We start from the raw sequence: 19,065 nt of genomic DNA, 5'->3' as shown, positions 1-19,065 counted from the left end.
TATTGGATAAAGGTGTGTGGATAGCATCAGAAAGCTCGTTTTATCGCGTTATGAAATCACATAAATTATTAACACACAGAGAAAAAGTTAAACCAAATAAAAAGATAAAAAAGCCAAAAGCACTCAGGGCAACACGTGTAAACGAAATTTATACATGGGATATCACGTATTTGCCAACAGCTGTTAAAGGTCAGTTTTTATACTTATATTTAGTGATGGATATTTATAGTCGAAAAATAGTTGGTTGGCAGGTTCATGACACACAACTAAGCACACTGGCGGCCGATTTAATGGTAGATATTTGCAGGCGAGAGCAGGTAAAGCCTGAGCAAGTCACGCTGCACTCGGATAATGGGAGTCCAATGAAAGGGGCAACGTTATTAGCGACATTGCAGGAGTTAGGTATTGTTCCTTCATTTAGCCGACCGTCTGTGAGTAATGATAATCCTTATTCTGAATCGCTATTTAAGACGTTAAAGTATCGCCGGAATACCCTGAGAAAANGAAAGGGGCAACGTTATTAGCGACATTGCAGGAGTTAGGTATTGTTCCTTCATTTAGCCGACCGTCTGTGAGTAATGATAATCCTTATTCTGAATCGCTATTTAAGACGTTAAAGTATCGCCCGGAATACCCTGAGAAAGCCTTTGAAAGCATGGGTAGCGCAAGAAAGTGGGTTAGCGGATTTGTTGATTGGTACAACGATGAGCACTTGCACAGCGGTATTAAATTTGTCACGCCAAACCAGCGTCATTTAGGATTAGATGAAGCGATACTAGCGAAACGTCATCAGGTAAATGAGATGGCGAAATTACAAAATCCAATTCGTTGGTCAGGAAAGTCTCGAGATTGGACGATGATCAATGAAGTAAATTTAAATCCAGAGAAAAAAGAAGCAATGCGGGCGGCATAAAATTTAACTTGNTAGCGGATTTGTTGATTGGTACAACGATGAGCACTTGCACAGCGGTATTAAATTTGTCACGCCAAACCAGCGTCATTTAGGATTAGATGAAGCGATACTAGCGAAACGTCATCAGGTAAATGGGATGGCGAAATTACAGAATCCAAGTCGTTGGTCAGGAAAGTCTCGAGATTGGACGATGATCAATGAAGTAAATTTAAATCCAGAGAAAAAAGAAGCAATGCGGGCGGCATAAAATTTAATTTGATGCGACAACTAACTTGAGAAACTCCGGTTTAGAGGCGCTGCGTTTTTAACGTGAGCAAGCTTTACATATCCAAAACATCTACTTTTCTCCTGTGGCGATGGGCAATGAATCACTTGCACCCCACTCACTCCACGAACCATCATAAACGCTTAAATTACTGTAACCACATTCGGTAGCAAATAACGCTAAAACACACGCTGTAATACCTGATCCACAGCTAAACTGTAACTGCCGCGCATCACCGATTACGTCACTAAATATCGCTTTAATTTCGGCAAGTGGTTTAGCTTCACCTTTATTAAGTAAATCCATAAAAGGCAACGAGCGACTATTTGGGATATGCCCGCTACGCATGCCTTTTCGGGGTTCACTTTCTTCGCCTGTAAAACGCTTATAAGCACGTGCATCTAGCAATACAGTGCTGGGCTCATCTATTTCGTTAAGCACTTGTTGGCTATTGATAAAATACGCAGAATTATAGCTTGCCGTAAAATCACCTTTACCTAACGATTTGCTATAACCTTGCTGTGTGGCGTAACCGCTCTCTAACCACTTTTTAAGGCCACCACTGAGTACTTTTACGTTGTGGTGCCCCATAGCTTTAAACATCCACCACGCCCTTGCTGCGCTAAATAAACCGCCATCTTCGTATACAACTATAAACGAATCGTTATTTACACCTGCATTTTGCATTACGTGGGTAAACTGCTGCTCGCTGCATACCGTACTTGGTAAGGGGTTTGATCTATCGGCCAACTCGTTTTTTATGTCAAAACGTTTAGCGTTGGGCAGCATTGCTTGCGGCGAATAAGTCCCCAAAACACCTGGGCGCAGCATACCTGCATCAAATATCACTAATGCAGGGTTGTGGAGTTGCTCGTGTAATTGCTGACAGCTAATTAGGTTTTTCACTACGATTCCTTATCACCATGATATTTAGCAAACTCATCATTACCCGTAAAACGCGCTTCAATCGCTTTAATGTGTTTATCTTCAGTGTGTTTCCAAACGCCAGGAATACAATATACATGTTCAATAAAGCTAAAAAACTTATCCTTTAATAATGTATTTGGTTGCCAGCCCTGCATTACTTCGTTCAGATTTGCTGCAAGCTGCTCTGCAGTGCTCGCATGCTTTACCAAACCCTCAATGTTGTAACAGGCTTGTCCAAGAGTTAAAACTCGTTTATTTAGCAGTAATGCTTCTAAGCCGACCGTTGAATTAATTGTTAATACGGCTTCTGCGCACTTAATCAAATCACTCGTTTGATTTCCATTAGCAAAGATTGCAATCGGATCTTTTTCATAAAGATGAGCGTAATGTTTATGCCATGACGGATGCTCTTTAAAAACCACTTTTAAACTTGGATCATTTAAGCTTTTGACGGCTTTAATCACCTCGTCGTAAAACATGTCCATAGAGTTTATCCACGGAGAAAAGCTAGCTAATTGAGTATCGTGAGGTACTTGAAAAGGCGCAAATATATAGCGTTCTGGCACATCGGCGCACTCAAATTCACAGCGCTTTTTATGATCAGCTCTTGGAATTAAATCCGGCGCAGAAAAGTTTAACTTATTTTGTGGGTCAAAATTTAGGTAAAAAGAAGGGTCACGGCTTAACGACGCATTATAGTTAATACCGCTAGGGTCCAAGCTACTTGTACCGGGTAGTAAACCATTTTCATAATAAAACTGCTTTACACCTAATGCTTTTGCAGCCATAGCGACAGTTGTATTTGGAAGTTTATTGCCGTTCCAAATGACAATGCATTCAGGATTAGTCTCGGTTAATAAGGCTAAATATTTAGCGTATCGTAATCGTTCAAATAAAACTAAACCAGCACTATAAACCGCAGTAATGATAGAATTATTCCAAGTTGTATTACGTGCTCTTTTACGTTTTAGCTGAGAGTTGACTACACCAGTAAAATTAACTTGGAACGCATCTTTTAAATATTTCACAGCAGAAAGCTTAGGCGCTCCCATGATGTGTAATTGGCAATTCATCGACAATTTTTTGATTATTTTTTTATAGTATTTTGCGTGTACATTTTTGCGAGAAATAAATAGATAAGCCATACAAGCTATATTTGCCAATTGTTGTTTTTATGAAATAATTCTATGTGGACAATGCAATCAAAGCAAGGTTCCCTTTACTTAATAATTACTTTGAAAGCTTTATAGTTACATTTTTATGATTTCATCACGAAGTGGCGCCATTCTAGAAAGAATATCGTTTTGTAAGCTATGGCTAACATCTTGCTCATTCATTGCATTTATAAGCAAATCAACAACATGATTAAAATCTTTCTCTGTAATATGCATACCAGTATGAATTGCCACCATAGAGTCGCCATCGTATGTACACGGGCCTTCTACTAGCATGCACATATGAGTAATAAATCCTTGGCGAAAGTACGCTATATTGCTGTGTTCAAAGTAATGAATAACCTGCTCGTCATTACCTATTTGATAAATAAAACTATCGACTATTCGAGCCAAGCCCGCTTTACCATCCAGCTTTTGATAAAGCGATAATTCCGTTGAGCTAGCACAACTACAAAGCAACCCTACGCATACTATAAAAATACTAACGTTTTTCATTACCAATACCCTGTTACCGATAAATACCAACCTGTTTGATCGTCAGCCCCTGCAATGCTTCCTAAATCAAGGTAAGCCGCTGTCACACTTACGTGCTTATTAGGCATCCATGCTACAAATAAGTCTTTCCAATCTTGTTCGCCTAAGTTTAGGTTATTTGATTTTTGACGATACTCAACACCTACGGCTATTTCACGACTAAAAAATAGTGCTGTGCTGCCTTCAAATAGCACTTTACCACTACCATTTTCTCCACCGTAGCCAAGCAAACCAAGTTGATTAGCTTCGCTGTATCGTGTAGTTACGTTCCAAAACCAGTTATAACCAGCAATGGCCCCTAAATGTAATTTACTAGCAGCGAGGTAGTAGTCAGTGCCGCTAGTATCTTCTGCGCCTACAAGTGTTGCAATACTGCCATCATCCAGTGATTTATGCTGAATACCTAAGCTAAGTTGTGGCCAATCACTGTAAACTATATCGCCGTACAAACGTATTTTAGCACCTGTAATTGATTGCTCTATTTCAGCATCAAGTGCTGGTACATCAAAGCGCTGTTGGGCATAACTGAGCTCAACACGATTAAATAAATTAAGTTGTGCACCACATACGTCAAGTGTGTAGTCGGTTACATCTGCGCGGCTACAAAAGCCATTTACCGAAAATTCGTCATCACTTGCGTACCCAGCAAGTTGTGCCCACGGTACAATCCCCCCGCCGCCACTGCCTTCAATTTGAGAAACTCCCGGCGTAGCTAGCAGTTTTCCATTGCTTGCAATGCTCGGCACACTAACTATTAAAAACAAACTTGCTAATAAGTACTTAATCTTTTGCATAGTATTCCTCCAGCCATTCTTCTAATAGTTTTGCTTTTAAAGGCCTACTTAAGTAATAACCTTGTGCATGGTCGCACTGCATATCTCTAAGTAAATTTAATGAGCCAAGCGTTTCAACCCCCTCCGCTACAACCGAGAAACCTAGCTGATGCCCCAACGTAATTGATGATTGCACTATAAATTGATCTTTTTGCGATTCATCAAGTTTTAGGATAAAGCACTTATCTAGCTTAAGCTCATCAATAGGTAGCATTTTTAATCGGCCAAGTGATGTTTGCCCTACGCCATAATCATCTAATGATATTTTAACGCCAATTGCTTTTAGGTTTTCGAGCGCTTTAATACCTTTTTCTTCATTTTCGATCATATCGCGTTCAGTAAGCTCAATAGTGATCAGCTTAGGATCTACTTTGTACTTTTTGAGCGTACGAACTAATGCAGCATGAAAGCCTGGGAATGCTATATCTTGCGCAGATACATTTATTGCAGCCTGTAAGTTTATATTTTTAGACTGCCAATCAGCTACTTGTGCTACAACCGTATTAACAACCCAGCCAGTAAGCTCAACAATAAGTCCCGACTGCTCGGCTAAGTCAATAAACAGTTCAGGATTAACCCAGCTACCATCTTTTCGCTGCCAGCGAATAAGCGACTCAACTTTATCTATTTTTTGCGATTTCAAATGTAATTTTGGCTGATAAGTCATAAACAATTGACCATCGTCATCACTAATAGCCTGCTTTAGTTCATCAAGCATTATTAAGCGCTCTAAGTGCGCTTCGTCTTCGCCATTTTGATAGTAATGTATGCTCTCTTGTGTGTTTGCAGCACTTTCAACTGCAATTAGCACACGGCGCATTAAGTCATCACTTGCAATACCTTGTGTAGGATACTGCACAATGCCTGCACTAAAGCGTAAGTTAATTTTTAGTTTTTGAATGGTGTAGCACGCTTGTAATTGTGCCATTAAGCCAACAATACCGCTTTTGTGTTCACGCGCTGCCGCAGTCGGAAACACAGTTAAAAACTCATCGCCGCCAATACGGGCATGAAAGCCCCCTAACTCATCCGAAAACTCACTTATTCTGCAAGCAACGGCCTTTAGGCAGTCATCACCAATGCGCGGACCGAGCTTATCGTTTATATGGCGAAGACCTTTTACGTCTATTGCAACGAGCGTGTACTCGGCTGATGAATCTAACTCATCATCAAGCACCTCAAGCATTGCTGAGCGGTTATAAAAGCCTGTTAGGGAGTCGTGACGGGCTTGAAAGCTAATTTGTTGCTCGCGCTGATTAATATCATTACCCATGCTATCAAACGCTGCGACTAGCGTGTCTATTTCGGTACTTTGCCTTTGGCCTTTAAATTCAAAGGTATAATTACCTTGTGCAAATTGCCTTGCTATTACAGCTAGTTGGGTAAGTGGCGTAGTTAAATTATTTGCAAATAGGCTGCTTGTAATAACACCCACTAGCATAGTTAAAATAGCTAAAATAATAAGTGTAAAAAGCAGTTTTTCGAAGTCACTATAACTTTGTGTTAAATCGGCGCTCAGTAAAATAATTATGGGATGGGTCAACAACGATGGTAAATCTATTTCTCGGTTACGATACACCAAATATTCACCAAAAAAACGCGATGTGGTTACGGTACTAAAATAGCTAACAGGTTCAAATTGCTCAGGGCGATTAGCTAATGAACTGATAACAATATCGTCATCACTGCCTATAAAACTTACATCCATGCCTGTTAAGCTTTTTAGTTCATGGGCTACATTGTCGTCAATTTTAAAGCCCACCAAACTATAGGCTACTGTACGTGGCGCTTTTACAGGTAATAAAATAATTTGATACAGCTCGTTATTAAGCACCACAAAGCTAGACTCTTCTGGCGCACTTAAAAGCTCTTCCATCAAGGGCTTTAAGTTGTGTGCAAAAACGTCTTCGTCAGTATTGGCGGAAATTAGCTTACCCGATAAATCAAGTAACAACATTAATTCGGCATCAATACGCTGACTGTGATTAAACAACACGCTGCTGATTGTACCTGCATCTCGCGTTGCTACAGCTTGCTTAAAACCAAAATCGGAGGTGAGTACTTTTGCAGCGGTTAACAGTAGGCTTTCTTTTGACTTTAAATATTGCTTATAAACATTTTGCGCTACGGTAATATCTTGATTTACTTTTTCTTCTTGAAACTTACTCGTAGACCACCAAAAACTAAACAAGCTGACCATAGTGGTTAATAACACTAAGCCAACACATAAAATGGTTATGCGATTTCGTAAACTATTAGTCATTACCAGCCTTAAACTTACTACCAAAGGTATTTCTAGGTGCTGGAGTTGATGTGTTTACTGTTATCTGTAACTGTTTTTGAGAATTAATTGTTATCATTTTTTTATTCTCCAATGATGCTGTTTGAAATGGATGCCACACACTCACTTGTGCAGGCAGTGTATTAATAGGCAAATTTACATAGCCTTTTTTATCTGTTTTATATACGAATTCGCTGTTAGCGACATAAATATAGCCAACCATAGAGTCATGAATATTACACCCTAAAACAACAACCCCTTGTTGCTCAAACGTAATGGGCTCTTTTGGTTGGCCTGAATATAATCTTAGTTGAAAAGGCTTAGCTTGTGAAAAAGAATAAACATGATGGCGAATATTATCGCTGTTAGGAAAGTTAACTTTTTGACCCTGTTGTACAACTAATAATTCGGGTAAAAACTGCTTATGGACTTGATCCATTATAGCAATGGGCAAATTTGATGGTGTGGCTTGTTTACCAGCAATATTAAGCTCAACCACTGCACCTGATAACTTTTGGCCGTGTTGATCTTCTATTACTAATTCAATATTTGCACTTAAAGCAAACTGACTAAAAAACAAACCTATAGCTAAAAAGTAATGACTTTTAGCAAACTTTTGCAATGCCCGTTCAAACATAACAATACCTAAACATTAATGTTAGGTTAAGTTAATTAGAGACGAGCACTAATTGCAAGAATTATAGCCCAGTAACTAAAAATAAAGATTTAGTTACTGGCTTTATTAGCACTTAAGTGCTGTTATTTAACAATTAATCCGTAATCGTTATCTAAAATAGTAATAACTTCTTGGCGAGGATCTTCAGGGATCACTATATCTCTGCCAACAATTTTACTCGCTATGCCAACATAGGTATTTGACACTTCAAGCATTACTGATTCTGGTAAAATATAATCTTTAGCTAACTGCTCACGCTCACTCATGCGATCTTTATTTAATAATACGTCGCTCTCTGGCACGTTATTAATCAGTAATTGACGAAAGCCTTCTTTAGAATTTTCAACAATTTTACCGCCTTTGTAAGCTGCTTCATCCCAAATACGTGACGAATCAGGCGTGCCTACTTCATCAATATATATAAGCTGTTGCGCGCCATTTAAATCCTCTACATAACCAAACTCAAACTTAGTATCTACAAAAATTTGGTCAAGCTTAGCTAGTTCATCACTAATTAATTTAAAACCTTCAACTAACAGTTTTTCGTATTTAGTTACATCATCTGCCGATTTAAAGTTAAATACATCTAAGTTATTAGTAATGTTAGCGCGAGTAATATTTACATCATCAACTGGCGGAATATCAGCAACGCCTTCAATAATACCTTTTGTTGACGGCGTAATTAAAACGTCATCAAGCTTTTGGTTCGCTTTTAAACCCTCTGGTAATTCAATACCACAAAAGTTACGTATGCCTTTAGCGTAATCGCGCCACATGCTACCCGTAATATATTGGCGAGCAATTGCCTCTACCTTTACTGTACTGGCTTTACGTACAATCCACACATACGGATGCGGAATATCTACAATATGATTGCCCGCAAGACCCGCTTTATCAAATAACTTAAACCAATGGGCTGCCACTGAGTTTAGCGCTATACCTTTACCTGGTACGCCATTTAAACCGTTTTCGCCTTGCCAAATGCAATCAAATGCAGAAATTCGGTCTGAAATAACCATAATAGCAAGCTCAGTACCAGTCGGTACTTGATAGTCTTTATCTTTAATTAATCGAGCGCTGTCTTCATCAGTTAACCAATAAACTGAACGAACTTTACCGCTATGTACTTCACCTTTGGTACGAATGGGTAAATCATCGTTTACGTCTAAAACTTTATAGCTAGTCATGCTATCTCCGGGGTTAGGGATGCTCTTTGAGCAAAGTATGGTATGGGGTTATATAGGCTGTATAATAATCTAGCCAACCTCAAAGCTCAATCGGATGCTTAAAACAAATAAAGGCATATATTTATAAGCGAGTCGCAATGGGGTAAACTTAATGTGCTAACCAGCCTGAGGAGATAGCTTGAACTACTTAACTGCCACTAAAAATAAAAAATACTTAATGTATATTTCTCAGAATTATTCATACGCTATCTTGAGACCTTTGCAGGCGCAAATATTGGCACATGGTGGTGAAGTACGCTGGTTTTTAGCGGGTAGCGAAGTAAACCCCGATTTTTTAACCACAGACGAGCCACGTTTACATACCATAAAAGATGTAAAAAGCTGGGCTCCAAACATTACATTTATACCGGGTAATATAGTACCTAGCTTTATTCCAGGTAAAAAAGTAGCTGTATTTCATGGTTTTAATTCTGAAAAGCGCAGCTCTGAAGGTAATCGTGGTCATTTTACTATTCGTGGTTGTTACGATTTATATTGTACGCAAGGCCCAAATACAACAACCCGATTTAAAGAGCTAGCTAAGCAGCATGGTTTCTTTAAAGTAACTGAAACTGGCTGGCCAACACTCGATCCACTTTTTAGCAATACTTCAAATAATCCTTATGTAAGCGACGACCCTCGCCCTACTTTACTTATATGCTCTACTTTCTCACGAAAGCTATCACTTGCTCCTAAATTATATGAGCAAATAAAACATTTTAGTGAACAAGGTAAGTGGCGTATTTTGATGCAGTTTCATCCTAAAATGCCTGCCGAATGGGTTAATAAATATAAAGCGATGAGTAACGAAAATCTAACATTTATTGAAACCGATAACGTTTTGCCGTTACTGCAAGCTGCTGATGTTATGCTGTGCGATACATCGTCAGTTCTTTTAATGTTTTTACTACTACGTAAACCGGTAGTCACGTTTTGTAATCAAAAACCACTTCCTCATTTACTTGATATTACCGACGCAGATGAAGTAGAAGAAGCTATTGAACACGCGCTTACTAAACCTAGTGATTTAATGCAAAATATTGAAAGCTATTGCCAGGAACTTCATCCTTATACCGATGGCCAATCTAGCCAACGCGTATTAAATGCAGCTAATGAATTTTTACAAAGTAACGAAAAACTAAAACCCAAGCCATTAAATATAATAAGACAGCTAAAAATGCGTAAAGATCTAAACTACTGGGGTTGGTAATCGGATAATGATAAACCTGAAAAACGTAACTTTTAAGTGGCATAAAAGCGATAGCTCACCCACGCTCAACATAAAAGAGTTAGTTATAGAAAAAGGTGAGCATATTTTTTTACACGGTCCTAGTGGCTCAGGTAAATCGACCTTATTAGCGATTCTTGCTGGCATTAATACAGCCACCAGCGGTGAGGTATCAATTTTAAACCAAAACCTAACTACATTAAGCAATACCACCCGTGATGTTTTTAGAGCGGATCACATTGGCTACATTTTTCAAAACTTTAACCTGCTTCCTTATTTAACTCCTATTGAAAATATAACGCTTGGGTGTGAGTTTTCAAAAAGTCGAAAACAAAAAATATTAAAGCAATCATCAAATAAAAACTCTGCCTTACAAAAAGAAGCGATACGGTTATTAAATGCTTTAGGCCTTACAGCCCAGTATCACCATAAAGATGTAGCGACACTGAGCATTGGACAGCAACAGCGCGTTGCTGCCGCTCGCGCATTTATAGGCAGCCCTGAATTAATAATTGCTGATGAGCCCACATCTGCACTCGATACAAATAACCGTGAAAGCTTTATAAACCTACTGTTTGAACAAGCAAAGTTATCTAATAGTACGCTGGTATTTGTGAGCCACGATGAAACACTAAAGCCTTTATTTAACCGCTCCATTGACCTTATAAATTTGCAGGAGCAGGTATGATAATCGCTAAACTTGCTTACAAAAGCTTATTAAATCGCCGCGCAAGTGTACTGCTTACATTATTTACTATCGCAATTAGTGTAATGCTACTTTTGAGTATTGAACGTGTACGAATTGATGCTAAAAGTAGTTTTAGTAATACTATTTCGGGCACTGATTTAATTGTTGGTGCGCGTACCGGCGATATACAGTTGCTGCTTTCGTCAGTATTTAGAATTGGCCATACTAATAACGGCGTAAGTTGGAAAAGTTATGAATACATAACAAGTCAGCGAGGCGTAAAATGGAGCATACCTATAAGCCTAGGCGACAGCCATAAAGGCCAAGCGGTACTAGGCACAACACTTGATTACTTTAGCCATTATCGCTTTGCAAAAAAACAAAACCTAACCTTTAACAAAGGCCACCCTTTTGCCGCAATTAACGAAGTAGTGCTAGGTAGCGAAGTTGCAAATAAACTAGGCTACAAACTTAACGACTCTATTGTTATATCGCACGGCATGGGGAACACCAGTTTTCATCATCATGACGACAACCCATTTAAAGTCGTCGGCATTTTAAGCCCAACAGGCACGCCAGTTGATAAAACGCTGCATATTCCTTTGGCTGCAATCGATTTAATTCACGGCGGTAAAGCGAGCCTTGAGCATGACGAAGATAACAACCTAGTTGGGCATCCAAAACAAATTACAGCATTTTTAATGGGATTTAATTCGCCTTTGTACACATTACAAATTAGGCGCAATATAAATCAATATAAGCCAGAAGCCCTGCTTGGCATTATGCCAACCGTAACACTTAAAGAGTTATGGGAAATGCTCGCCATAGTAGAAAAAATACTATTACTATTCTCAGCTGTTGTCGTGTTAGTTAGCTTACTTGGTATGTTAACGACATTACTTGCAAATCTGAGCCAGCGACGTCGCGAACTTGCTATATTGCGCTCAGTAGGCGCTCGCCCTTGGCATTTATTTACACTTATAAGTATTGAATCATTACTGACAACTTTACTTGGTTGCCTAGTGGGTAGTGCACTTTACTATTTAGTTATTTTTTCAGCCGGCGGTTACTTACAAAGCCATGCCGGTATAAGCGTAAATATCACAATACTCTCTTACTATGAACTGGGCTTAATCGGGGTTATTATGGCCGCAGGTTTTGTTATTGGCTTAATACCCGCTACTCGCGCTTATTTTTATTCACTCAGCGATGGCATGAGTATAAAAGCATAAATAATTTTAGGTATTTTATGACATTTTTTAAAACAGCTTTTCAATACATTGCTGCTATTAGCTTATTATTTATAAGCGTAGCGAGCTATGCCAATCCACCAAAAGAAATTTTTTGGGAAGACTTAATTCCCAAAGGTCATATGCAAATAGACACTCAAGCACAAGCTAATCACGAAGGCAGCGATCAAAACTGGGTGCAACCCGATTTAGATGCTCCAGTGGTAAAGGCACTTGATGGCCAATCGGTGAGTTTGCCTGGTTTTGTTGTGCCACTTGAGGGCGATAGCGAAGTAATTACCGAGTTTTTACTCGTTCCTTATTTTGGCGCCTGTATACACGTACCACCACCACCGCCAAATCAAATAGTCCATGTAACAATTAAAGGTGGAGTACCAATAGATAGCCTATACGACGCAATTGTTGTAACTGGAATAATAAGTACTGAAACATGGTCGGGCGAAATAGCGCAGGTAGGATATAAAATGAAAGCGGTCGGTGTAGCACCGTTCGAGCTTTAAAATAAAGGGCCCGCTTTTAAAGCTGGCCCTTAAATATCATTAAATTTAGAATCGATAAAATTTAAATAACTAGATAACTAGATAACTAGATAACTAGATAACTACTTTTGGCAATTTGAGCAAAAAATAGTACTGCGCTGCCCCAATCTAATTTCTTCCAATTCGTTTTCACACGTCATACATGGCTTGCCTTTGCGCCCATATACTAATAACTCTTGAGCAAAATACCCAGGCTTACCATCACTTTGTGCAAAGTCTTTAAGCGTTGTACCACCTTGCATAATAGCCGCAGCAAGCGTGTCTTTTATAATAGGGATAAGTGCTTGATAACGTTTGAGCGATACTTTTCCCGCTTCTCGCTTTGGATGTATACCCGCTTTGAATAACGATTCATTCGCGTAAATATTACCAACACCAACCACCACTGCGTTATCCATAATAAATTGCTTTACGGGTACTTTTTTATTGCGCGACTGTTCGTACACGCGTTTAGCAAAAAAATCATCGGTAAGCGGCTCAGGACCAAGCTTAGAGAGTAGCTTATGCACTTCACCTGGCTCTTGCCATAAGCAGCAACCAAAGCGACGAGGATCATTTAAGCGCAGTGCTTTACCGTTACCAAAAATAAACTCTACGTGGTCATGCTTTTTAAGCGGCTCACTTTTATCTACAACACGTAAATTACCTGACATACCCAAATGTAAAATAGTGCTCCCAAGTTCACAGTGTAAAAGTAAATATTTAGCTCGTCGTTCAATACTAGTAACAATTAGCCCTTCAAGTTGATACACGTCATCTGGCACTGGCCAGCGCATACTGGCATTGTAAATATTTACCTTTGTAACAACTTGGTTTTGTACGTGGGGAGTGATGCCCATTCGGCTCACTTCTACCTCTGGTAATTCAGGCATTAATTAGACTCACTTTGTGAAAAATCAAAACTAGGAAATAACTGCTGTGCAGTTTTTAAATCGAGTGCGAGTATTCGTTGGCTACTCTTTTCGAGTAAGTAATATTGCCCATCGCCTTTATAAAGCAAATAAACCCAAGGTAAACTCTCGCCAGCCAACTCAAATGTAGCAACATATAAAGGTGCATTAGGATTAAAAACAACAGATTCGTTAACACCCATTAACTGCGCGCTTTGCCATTGGTTAATTAAATCACTAAGTTGCTGCTCAGATGCTTGCCACACAAGTGGTATGTCTTTTTGTAGTGGGGTTGTACGCCAACTTGTTCCTATTCGCTCAATTTTTTGATCAACAAATTGCAGTGTCAGTACAAAACTTTGCTGGGGGAGTACGGCTTGTAACGCTGGTTTATCCTCCCCTCCCAAAAGTTGCTTATGCCAGCCATTTAAGAAGAAGATCATAATCAACATCGAAAATATTATAACGTTGTTCCAACCTTTACGGCCCAGTCGCATATTAATACACCTAGTAAATTCAAGATTTTAAAGTGTAACTAAAACTTAATTGCGCTGTCTATATGTTAAAGGCCGCAGACTTTGTTAGAATATCGGCAAATTTAAAGGAGTTCCGTCAATGTCTATGTATGTAGTGGGCCATAAAATCCCAGATTCAGATTCTATTTGTGGTGCAATTGCACTGGCTTATTTAAAAAACCAAATCGATGAGCCTGCAATTCCAACTCGTCTTGGTGAAATTTCACCTGAAACTCAATTTATCCTTGATAAATTTGGCTTCGAAGCACCAGAGCTTAAATTAAGCTACGCGGGTGAAGATGTGTATATTGTAGATCACACAGAAAAAACACAAGCACCCGATGATATCGACCAAGCTCGCGTTGTTGGTGTGGTAGATCACCACAAATTAGGTGACTTAACATCATCTACTCCGCTTGAATGTTGGATTCGTCCTGTTGGTTGTTCAAACACCATTATTAAAATGATGTACGACTTCTACAGCGTAGAAATCCCTAAAGACATCGCGGGCATTATGATGTGTGCAATTTTAAGCGACACAGTCATATTTAAATCACCAACATGTACCACTGCCGATATTAAATGTGTTGAAGCGCTAGCTGAAATTGCAGGCGTAGAAGACTTTAAAGAATTGGGTATGGATATGTTCCGCGTTAAATCTGCGGTAGAAGACACACCAGCACGCGATTTAGTAATGCGTGACTTTAAAGATTTCAACATGAACGGTAACCTAGTAGGCATTGGCCAACTAGAAGTAATCGACCTTGCTGTTTTTGACGATATTAAAGCAGACCTTGCAGCCGATATTGCTAAGCTAAAAGTTGAGGGTAATCGCCACTCTGTATTTTTACTGCTTACCGATATAATGAAAGAAGGCTCAGAAATGCTAATTGTATCTGACGATGCAAACTTAGTTGAGCAGGCTTACGGTGTAAAACCAGAGAATGATAAAGTATGGTTAGATGGTGTACTAAGCCGTAAAAAGCAAGTTGTACCACCACTACAAGATGCATTCACAAAAATATAATGATACCAATTTTATTAAAAACATGATTATTTTATCGCATTAAATAGCTCACTAATTTAATGCTATTGGTATAACGTTTTTTGATTTAAAAGCCTTGTTGGTTATGCCAACGAGGTTTTTTTATATCAATTCACTAATCATATTTTTAAAAACAAAAAACCCAGCCTAAGCTGGGTTTTTAAATTCTAAAAGAACTAAAATTACTTAATTTTAGCTTCTTTAAAAAGAACATGTTTACGAATCTTTGGATCAAACTTTTTGATTTCCATCTTCTCAGGCATGTTACGTTTGTTTTTGTCAGTAGTGTAGAAAAAACCAGTACCGGCAGTTGAAACTAAACGGATTTTATCGCGCATGATTCAGATCCTTAAACTTTAACGCCGCGAGCACGGATTTCTGTAAGAACCGTGTCGATGCCTTTTTTATCGATAATACGCATACCTTTAGTAGTAGTGCGTAATGTTACAAAACGTTTTTCACTTTCAACCCAAAAACGGTGTGTTTGTAGGTTAGGTAGGAAACGACGTCTAGTCGCGTTTCTCGCGTGTGAACGGTGATTACCAACCGCAGGACGCTTACCTGTAACTTGACATACTTTAGACATGTCTATATATCTCCAATAACTTCGCTCGAGCTTAATTTAATCTAAGGCCGTGTATTTCCGCCCTAGAGATAAATCGAAGGGCGCTCTTTATACAGCTTTTACAGGCAAAGATCAAACACTGATCTATCCAATCAGCTCATATATGTAAATTTGATAGCGGCTAATTATAAAGATCGAATGCCCTTAGGGAAAGTAAAAACTGCATTTAAATTAAACTAATTTGCCAAAACACGTTAAACAGCTCATTTTTAACACACTTCTGTATCTAACAAAGCTAAATCAGGCCTCGCTCGGCAAACGAAACACACGTTTCTCCACCAACAATGATGTGATCGAGCACACTTATGTCGACCAATTGCAGTGCTTGCTGCAATTTATTCGTAATAAGTTTGTCTGCTTGGCTCGGTTCTGCAATACCACTTGGGTGATTATGCGCAAAAATAACAGCGGCTGCATTATTTTTAAGGGCAGCCTTTACCACTTCACGCGGATAAACACTGGCAGAATTAATTGTGCCATAAAAAAGTATTTCATCTTTTACTAATCTATTTTGGCTATCTAGGTATAACACCATAAATACTTCTTGTTGCAAGCCTCGCATTTGAATTGTTAGGTAATCGTAAACTGAGTTTGGCGAATTAAACACGGCGTCTCGTTGGCAACGCTCCTGCATATAACGTTGGCTTAGCTCTAACACAGCTTGTAGCTGAACATACTTAGCGGTCCCTAACCCCTTTTGAGAGCAAAACTCCTCAATGCTGGCATTAAACAAATTATGAAGTGTTTTATTCTCGTTTAATAAATGCTGAGCCAACTCAATTACATTCATTCCAGGTAACCCTGTTCGTAAAAATATGGCAAGAAGCTCTGCGTCAGTCAGCGCCTTAGCCCCCTTTGCTATGAGCTTTTCACGAGGTCGAAGTGAGTTTGGTAGTGAAGTAAGTTGCATTATTCATCCTTGAGAGGCGAAAGTGTCTTATAAATGTAATGCAAATTTGAAATTTAGCCTGTTATTTCGAATTAAAAAACTTCGCTGTATGGGTAAAGATTTGTTATTTTAAGCCCAATATTTAATAAAAACTGATGAACATCCATGACTAACTTAACAAACAAAAAAATTGTACTAGGTATTACCGGCGGTATTGCAGCTTATAAATGTGCAGAACTCGTTAGGCGATTAAAAGACTCTGGTTGTGAAGTAAAAGTAGTTATGACTGAATCAGCTAAACACTTTATTACACCACTGACCATGCAAGCCGTTAGTGGAGAAACAGTCTCTGACTCATTACTAGACCCTTCTGCTGAAGCTTCAATGGGGCATATTGAATTTGCAAAATGGGCTGACTTAATTTTAGTTGCTCCAGCGACGTGTAATATTATTGCTAAAATGGCAGCCGGCATTGCTGACGACCTGCTAACGACGTTACTGCTAGCAACGCCTGCAAAAGTCGCAGTTTCACCAGCCATGAACCAGCAAATGTATGCACACGCAGCAACACAAGCTAATTTAGCCACATTAAAAGCACGTAACGTACTTATTTGGGGCCCGGGTAAAGGTGAGCAAGCGTGTGGTGATATAGGCGCTGGACGCATGTTAGAGCCTCATGAGCTAGTTGCGCTATGTATAGCAGAAGAGCAACCGCAATTACTTGCAGGAAAAACAATTACAATAACAGCAGGCCCAACGCGTGAGCCTCTCGATCCGGTACGTTTTATATCAAATCACAGCTCTGGAAAAATGGGTTATGCACTGGCAGAAGCCGCTTTGCAACTCGGTGCTAAGGTTAATTTAATTTCGGGTCCGGTCACTATAAAAGCCCCTACTGGCGTAAACCTTATCAATATAGAAAGCGCTGAGGAGCTATTAACTGAGTCACTTACCTATGCACCACAATCAGATGCATTTATTGGCTGCGCTGCTGTAGCAGATTATCGAGCTGCAAACATTGCGACTCAAAAAATGAAAAAGCAAGGCGACGAACTCACTCTTACTTTAACTAAAAACCCTGACGTAATTGCAGCTATTGCCAACCTTAAACAAAACCGTCCTTATACTGTGGGGTTTGCCGCCGAAACTCAAAATGTAGAAAGCTATGCTAAAGGTAAACTACAAAATAAAAATCTAGATATGATTTGCGCTAATGACGTATCAAAGAGCGGCTTAGGGTTTAATTCCGATCATAATGCTTTAACACTGTACTGGCACAATGAACAACTAGAATTACCAACAACAAGTAAAATAGAAATAGCTCGCAAGGTGATCGAACAGCTGGCTAAACATCTATAAAAAGGCTGGAAACAAACTGAATAAAACATTAACATACGCCAATCATTTGAACAAAAAATGACTAGGGTTCTTAACTGCGCCACTAAGAATAACTAATAAAAAGGAATGTTCATGCCTGCGACAAAAAGAAGTAATCGCAAAGAGCAAATACTGCAAGCACTCGCACAAATGTTAGAAACTAATTTAGGCCAACGTATCACCACAGCAAAACTAGCTGCTGAGGTGGGTGTGTCTGAAGCCGCGCTATACCGTCATTTTCCGAGCAAGGCGCGTATGTTTGAGGGCTTAATTGAGTTTATTGAAGATACCCTTTTATCTCGTATAAATATTATTATTGAAAACGAAAAAGAAAGCCAAACGCGCATTTATAACATTCTATTATTACTTCTAACCTTTGCTGAAAAAAACCCAGGTATTACTCGTATTTTAACGGGCGATGCTCTGCAAGGTGAGCAGGAACGTTTACGCGAACGTGTACAAACCTTGTTTGAAAAACTAGAAACTCAGTTTAAACAAGTGCTTCGTGAGCGCAAATTACGTGAAGGTAAAAACTTCCAAAGTGATGAGCTTACACTTGCAAACTTTTTACTTGCCTACGTTGAAGGCAAAATGAATCAGTTTGTACGTAGCGACTTTAAAGCAAAACCAAGTGTTCAATTTGAAAAACAATGGCTTGAGCTACAAAAAATTTGGCTGTAATGTTTGCTAAATTAATAAATTGAATACTAAAAAACGACCTGCGGGTCGTTTTGTCGTATGTAGCTGCCATTTATCTGATCCGCTCGAATTATGAACCAAACTCGTTACAATGAAACAATGTCATAATACGAGAATCAATAATGAAAACAAAACTCACCTTATTAAGCACGGCACTCGTTGCCAGCTTAACTAGCACCGGCATACACGCCAAAGAATCGCTACAATTTAAAGACGTATTTAGTTTTAAATCAGCTAAAAGCACACAACTATCTGACAATGGTCAAGTACTCACTTTTAGTGCAACGCCGTATCGTGGAAATGCAACTGGTCAAGTTTACTCACTACAAAGCAATACACTCATCGCAGAAGTAGAACGCGGCACTAAGCCTAATGCCGATCAGTTAAGAAAATGACCGGTTGACCGATCCAAACGATCATGCAAAATCCGTAGTTAGGAAACTAACTACGGATTTTTTTGTGAATATAGAACAAGCACTGCAAGCAACAC

General features: G+C 39.1%; 20 protein-coding genes and 3 pseudogenes. 11 read left to right on the top strand and 12 right to left on the bottom strand.

The window, feature by feature from the left end; translation table 11 throughout:
• The 3 genes and pseudogenes from I6F10_RS18765 to I6F10_RS18755 all read left to right on the top strand — a co-directional run.
• A pseudogene (locus I6F10_RS18765) lies at positions 1-484 on the top strand (transposase); the annotation flags it as partial.
• A gap of 21 nt (positions 485-505) precedes the next feature.
• Positions 506-913 (top strand): annotated as a pseudogene (locus I6F10_RS18760) (integrase core domain-containing protein); the annotation flags it as partial.
• 46 nt (positions 914-959) lie between these two features.
• Positions 960-1,160, top strand: a complete 201-nt coding sequence (locus I6F10_RS18755; RefSeq protein WP_197099246.1) for a hypothetical protein — start codon at positions 960-962, stop codon at positions 1,158-1,160.
• A 90-nt stretch (positions 1,161-1,250) separates the two neighbouring features.
• Here the strand turns inward: I6F10_RS18755 and I6F10_RS18750 are convergent, their stop codons facing one another.
• From I6F10_RS18750 to I6F10_RS18720, 7 genes are all read right to left on the bottom strand, one after another.
• Positions 1,251-2,084 (bottom strand): sulfurtransferase, encoded by an 834-nt coding sequence (locus tag I6F10_RS18750; RefSeq protein WP_165744551.1) that lies wholly within the window; start codon positions 2,082-2,084, stop codon positions 1,251-1,253.
• A complete protein-coding gene (locus tag I6F10_RS18745) occupies positions 2,084-3,133 on the bottom strand; it encodes a capsular polysaccharide export protein, LipB/KpsS family (protein ID WP_226929010.1) in 1,050 nt (349 codons plus the stop codon). The genes I6F10_RS18750 and I6F10_RS18745 overlap by 1 nt, the downstream gene beginning before the upstream one ends.
• A gap of 222 nt (positions 3,134-3,355) precedes the next feature.
• Positions 3,356-3,775: a group I truncated hemoglobin gene (locus I6F10_RS18740; protein ID WP_197099245.1), complete on the bottom strand. Its 420-nt coding sequence runs from the start codon at positions 3,773-3,775 to the stop codon at positions 3,356-3,358.
• Positions 3,775-4,608, bottom strand: a complete 834-nt coding sequence (locus I6F10_RS18735) for a DUF3034 family protein (RefSeq protein ID WP_197099244.1) — start codon at positions 4,606-4,608, stop codon at positions 3,775-3,777. The genes I6F10_RS18740 and I6F10_RS18735 overlap by 1 nt, the downstream gene beginning before the upstream one ends.
• The gene (locus I6F10_RS18730; RefSeq protein WP_197099243.1) at positions 4,595-6,910 is read right to left on the bottom strand and encodes a bifunctional diguanylate cyclase/phosphodiesterase; all 2,316 of its coding nucleotides are present in this window, start codon (positions 6,908-6,910) and stop codon (positions 4,595-4,597) included. The genes I6F10_RS18735 and I6F10_RS18730 overlap by 14 nt, the downstream gene beginning before the upstream one ends.
• A complete protein-coding gene (locus I6F10_RS18725) occupies positions 6,903-7,565 on the bottom strand; it encodes a methylamine utilization protein (protein ID WP_197099242.1) in 663 nt (220 codons plus the stop codon). The genes I6F10_RS18730 and I6F10_RS18725 overlap by 8 nt, the downstream gene beginning before the upstream one ends.
• A 122-nt stretch (positions 7,566-7,687) precedes the next feature.
• Positions 7,688-8,791 carry a phosphoribosylaminoimidazolesuccinocarboxamide synthase gene (locus I6F10_RS18720; protein ID WP_197099241.1) on the bottom strand — a complete coding sequence of 368 codons (1,104 nt, stop codon included), beginning with the start codon at positions 8,789-8,791 and terminating at the stop codon, positions 7,688-7,690.
• A gap of 178 nt (positions 8,792-8,969) precedes the next feature.
• Between I6F10_RS18720 and I6F10_RS18715 the strand changes: the two genes are divergently transcribed.
• From I6F10_RS18715 to I6F10_RS18700, 4 genes are read left to right on the top strand one after another with little or no spacing between them, the layout of a single operon-like run.
• Entirely contained in the window at positions 8,970-10,040 is a 1,071-nt protein-coding gene (locus I6F10_RS18715; RefSeq protein ID WP_197099240.1) for a CDP-glycerol glycerophosphotransferase family protein, read from the top strand.
• 7 nt (positions 10,041-10,047) lie between these two features.
• Positions 10,048-10,746, top strand: coding sequence for an ABC transporter ATP-binding protein (locus I6F10_RS18710; RefSeq protein WP_197099239.1), 699 nt, complete (start codon positions 10,048-10,050; stop codon positions 10,744-10,746).
• Positions 10,743-11,978, top strand: a complete 1,236-nt coding sequence (locus tag I6F10_RS18705; RefSeq protein ID WP_197099238.1) for an ABC transporter permease — start codon at positions 10,743-10,745, stop codon at positions 11,976-11,978. The genes I6F10_RS18710 and I6F10_RS18705 overlap by 4 nt, the downstream gene beginning before the upstream one ends.
• A gap of 17 nt (positions 11,979-11,995) precedes the next feature.
• Positions 11,996-12,496 carry a DUF3299 domain-containing protein gene (locus I6F10_RS18700; protein WP_004335523.1) on the top strand — a complete coding sequence of 167 codons (501 nt, stop codon included), beginning with the start codon at positions 11,996-11,998 and terminating at the stop codon, positions 12,494-12,496.
• A 101-nt stretch (positions 12,497-12,597) separates the two neighbouring features.
• Here the strand turns inward: I6F10_RS18700 and mutM are convergent, their stop codons facing one another.
• On the bottom strand, positions 12,598-13,407 hold the full coding sequence (gene mutM / locus I6F10_RS18695) for a bifunctional DNA-formamidopyrimidine glycosylase/DNA-(apurinic or apyrimidinic site) lyase (RefSeq protein ID WP_007581941.1): 810 nt from the start codon (positions 13,405-13,407) through the stop codon (positions 12,598-12,600).
• Positions 13,407-13,922, bottom strand: a complete 516-nt coding sequence (locus tag I6F10_RS18690; RefSeq protein ID WP_197099237.1) for a hypothetical protein — start codon at positions 13,920-13,922, stop codon at positions 13,407-13,409. The genes mutM and I6F10_RS18690 overlap by 1 nt, the downstream gene beginning before the upstream one ends.
• Positions 13,923-14,040: 118 nt before the next feature.
• On the opposite strand from I6F10_RS18690, the gene I6F10_RS18685 reads away from it, so the two are divergent.
• Positions 14,041-14,967 carry a manganese-dependent inorganic pyrophosphatase gene (locus I6F10_RS18685; RefSeq protein WP_007581938.1) on the top strand — a complete coding sequence of 309 codons (927 nt, stop codon included), beginning with the start codon at positions 14,041-14,043 and terminating at the stop codon, positions 14,965-14,967.
• Positions 14,968-15,167: 200 nt separating this feature from the next.
• Here the strand turns inward: I6F10_RS18685 and rpmG are convergent, their stop codons facing one another.
• From rpmG to radC, 3 genes are all read right to left on the bottom strand, one after another.
• A complete protein-coding gene (gene rpmG / locus I6F10_RS18680) occupies positions 15,168-15,323 on the bottom strand; it encodes a 50S ribosomal protein L33 (RefSeq protein WP_004335545.1) in 156 nt (51 codons plus the stop codon).
• An 11-nt stretch (positions 15,324-15,334) separates the two neighbouring features.
• Positions 15,335-15,571, bottom strand: coding sequence for a 50S ribosomal protein L28 (gene rpmB, locus I6F10_RS18675; RefSeq protein ID WP_004335549.1), 237 nt, complete (start codon positions 15,569-15,571; stop codon positions 15,335-15,337).
• A 274-nt stretch (positions 15,572-15,845) separates the two neighbouring features.
• Positions 15,846-16,520 (bottom strand): RadC family protein, encoded by a 675-nt coding sequence (gene radC / locus I6F10_RS18670; RefSeq protein WP_007581936.1) that lies wholly within the window; start codon positions 16,518-16,520, stop codon positions 15,846-15,848.
• 144 nt (positions 16,521-16,664) lie between these two features.
• Here radC and coaBC point away from each other — a divergent pair, with 144 nt between their 5' ends.
• The 3 genes and pseudogenes from coaBC to I6F10_RS18655 form a co-directional block, all read left to right on the top strand.
• A complete protein-coding gene (coaBC, locus tag I6F10_RS18665) occupies positions 16,665-17,858 on the top strand; it encodes a bifunctional phosphopantothenoylcysteine decarboxylase/phosphopantothenate--cysteine ligase CoaBC (protein ID WP_197099236.1) in 1,194 nt (397 codons plus the stop codon).
• A gap of 111 nt (positions 17,859-17,969) precedes the next feature.
• Positions 17,970-18,557 (top strand): nucleoid occlusion factor SlmA, encoded by a 588-nt coding sequence (gene slmA, locus I6F10_RS18660; RefSeq protein ID WP_004335558.1) that lies wholly within the window; start codon positions 17,970-17,972, stop codon positions 18,555-18,557.
• Positions 18,558-18,697: 140 nt separating this feature from the next.
• Positions 18,698-18,958, top strand: a pseudogene (locus I6F10_RS18655) (hypothetical protein); the annotation flags it as partial.
• Positions 18,959-19,065: the final 107 nt, after the last annotated feature.

Origin of the sequence: Pseudoalteromonas sp. SWYJZ98 (genome assembly GCF_015864495.1) — a bacterium.
GTDB classification, from domain to species: domain Bacteria; phylum Pseudomonadota; class Gammaproteobacteria; order Enterobacterales; family Alteromonadaceae; genus Pseudoalteromonas; species Pseudoalteromonas distincta.
This window is presented reverse-complemented; position numbering and strand designations above follow the sequence as displayed.

Bases quoted from the DNA above. Each gene is read 5' to 3' on its own strand.
- I6F10_RS18740 (WP_197099245.1), bottom strand. From the start codon at position 3,775: ATGAAAAACGTTAGTATTTTTATAGTATGCGTAGGGTTGCTTTGTAGT.
- I6F10_RS18735 (WP_197099244.1), bottom strand. From the start codon at position 4,608: ATGCAAAAGATTAAGTACTTATTAGCAAGTTTGTTTTTAATAGTTAGT.
- I6F10_RS18730 (WP_197099243.1), bottom strand. From the start codon at position 6,910: ATGACTAATAGTTTACGAAATCGCATAACCATTTTATGTGTTGGCTTA.
- I6F10_RS18725 (WP_197099242.1), bottom strand. From the start codon at position 7,565: ATGTTTGAACGGGCATTGCAAAAGTTTGCTAAAAGTCATTACTTTTTA.
- I6F10_RS18720 (WP_197099241.1), bottom strand. From the start codon at position 8,791: ATGACTAGCTATAAAGTTTTAGACGTAAACGATGATTTACCCATTCGT.
- I6F10_RS18710 (WP_197099239.1), top strand. From the start codon at position 10,048: ATGATAAACCTGAAAAACGTAACTTTTAAGTGGCATAAAAGCGATAGC.
- I6F10_RS18705 (WP_197099238.1), top strand. From the start codon at position 10,743: ATGATAATCGCTAAACTTGCTTACAAAAGCTTATTAAATCGCCGCGCA.
- I6F10_RS18700 (WP_004335523.1), top strand. From the start codon at position 11,996: ATGACATTTTTTAAAACAGCTTTTCAATACATTGCTGCTATTAGCTTA.
- mutM (WP_007581941.1), bottom strand. From the start codon at position 13,407: ATGCCTGAATTACCAGAGGTAGAAGTGAGCCGAATGGGCATCACTCCC.
- I6F10_RS18690 (WP_197099237.1), bottom strand. From the start codon at position 13,922: ATGCGACTGGGCCGTAAAGGTTGGAACAACGTTATAATATTTTCGATG.
- I6F10_RS18685 (WP_007581938.1), top strand. From the start codon at position 14,041: ATGTCTATGTATGTAGTGGGCCATAAAATCCCAGATTCAGATTCTATT.
- rpmG (WP_004335545.1), bottom strand. From the start codon at position 15,323: ATGCGCGATAAAATCCGTTTAGTTTCAACTGCCGGTACTGGTTTTTTC.
- rpmB (WP_004335549.1), bottom strand. From the start codon at position 15,571: ATGTCTAAAGTATGTCAAGTTACAGGTAAGCGTCCTGCGGTTGGTAAT.
- radC (WP_007581936.1), bottom strand. From the start codon at position 16,520: ATGCAACTTACTTCACTACCAAACTCACTTCGACCTCGTGAAAAGCTC.
- coaBC (WP_197099236.1), top strand. From the start codon at position 16,665: ATGACTAACTTAACAAACAAAAAAATTGTACTAGGTATTACCGGCGGT.
- slmA (WP_004335558.1), top strand. From the start codon at position 17,970: ATGCCTGCGACAAAAAGAAGTAATCGCAAAGAGCAAATACTGCAAGCA.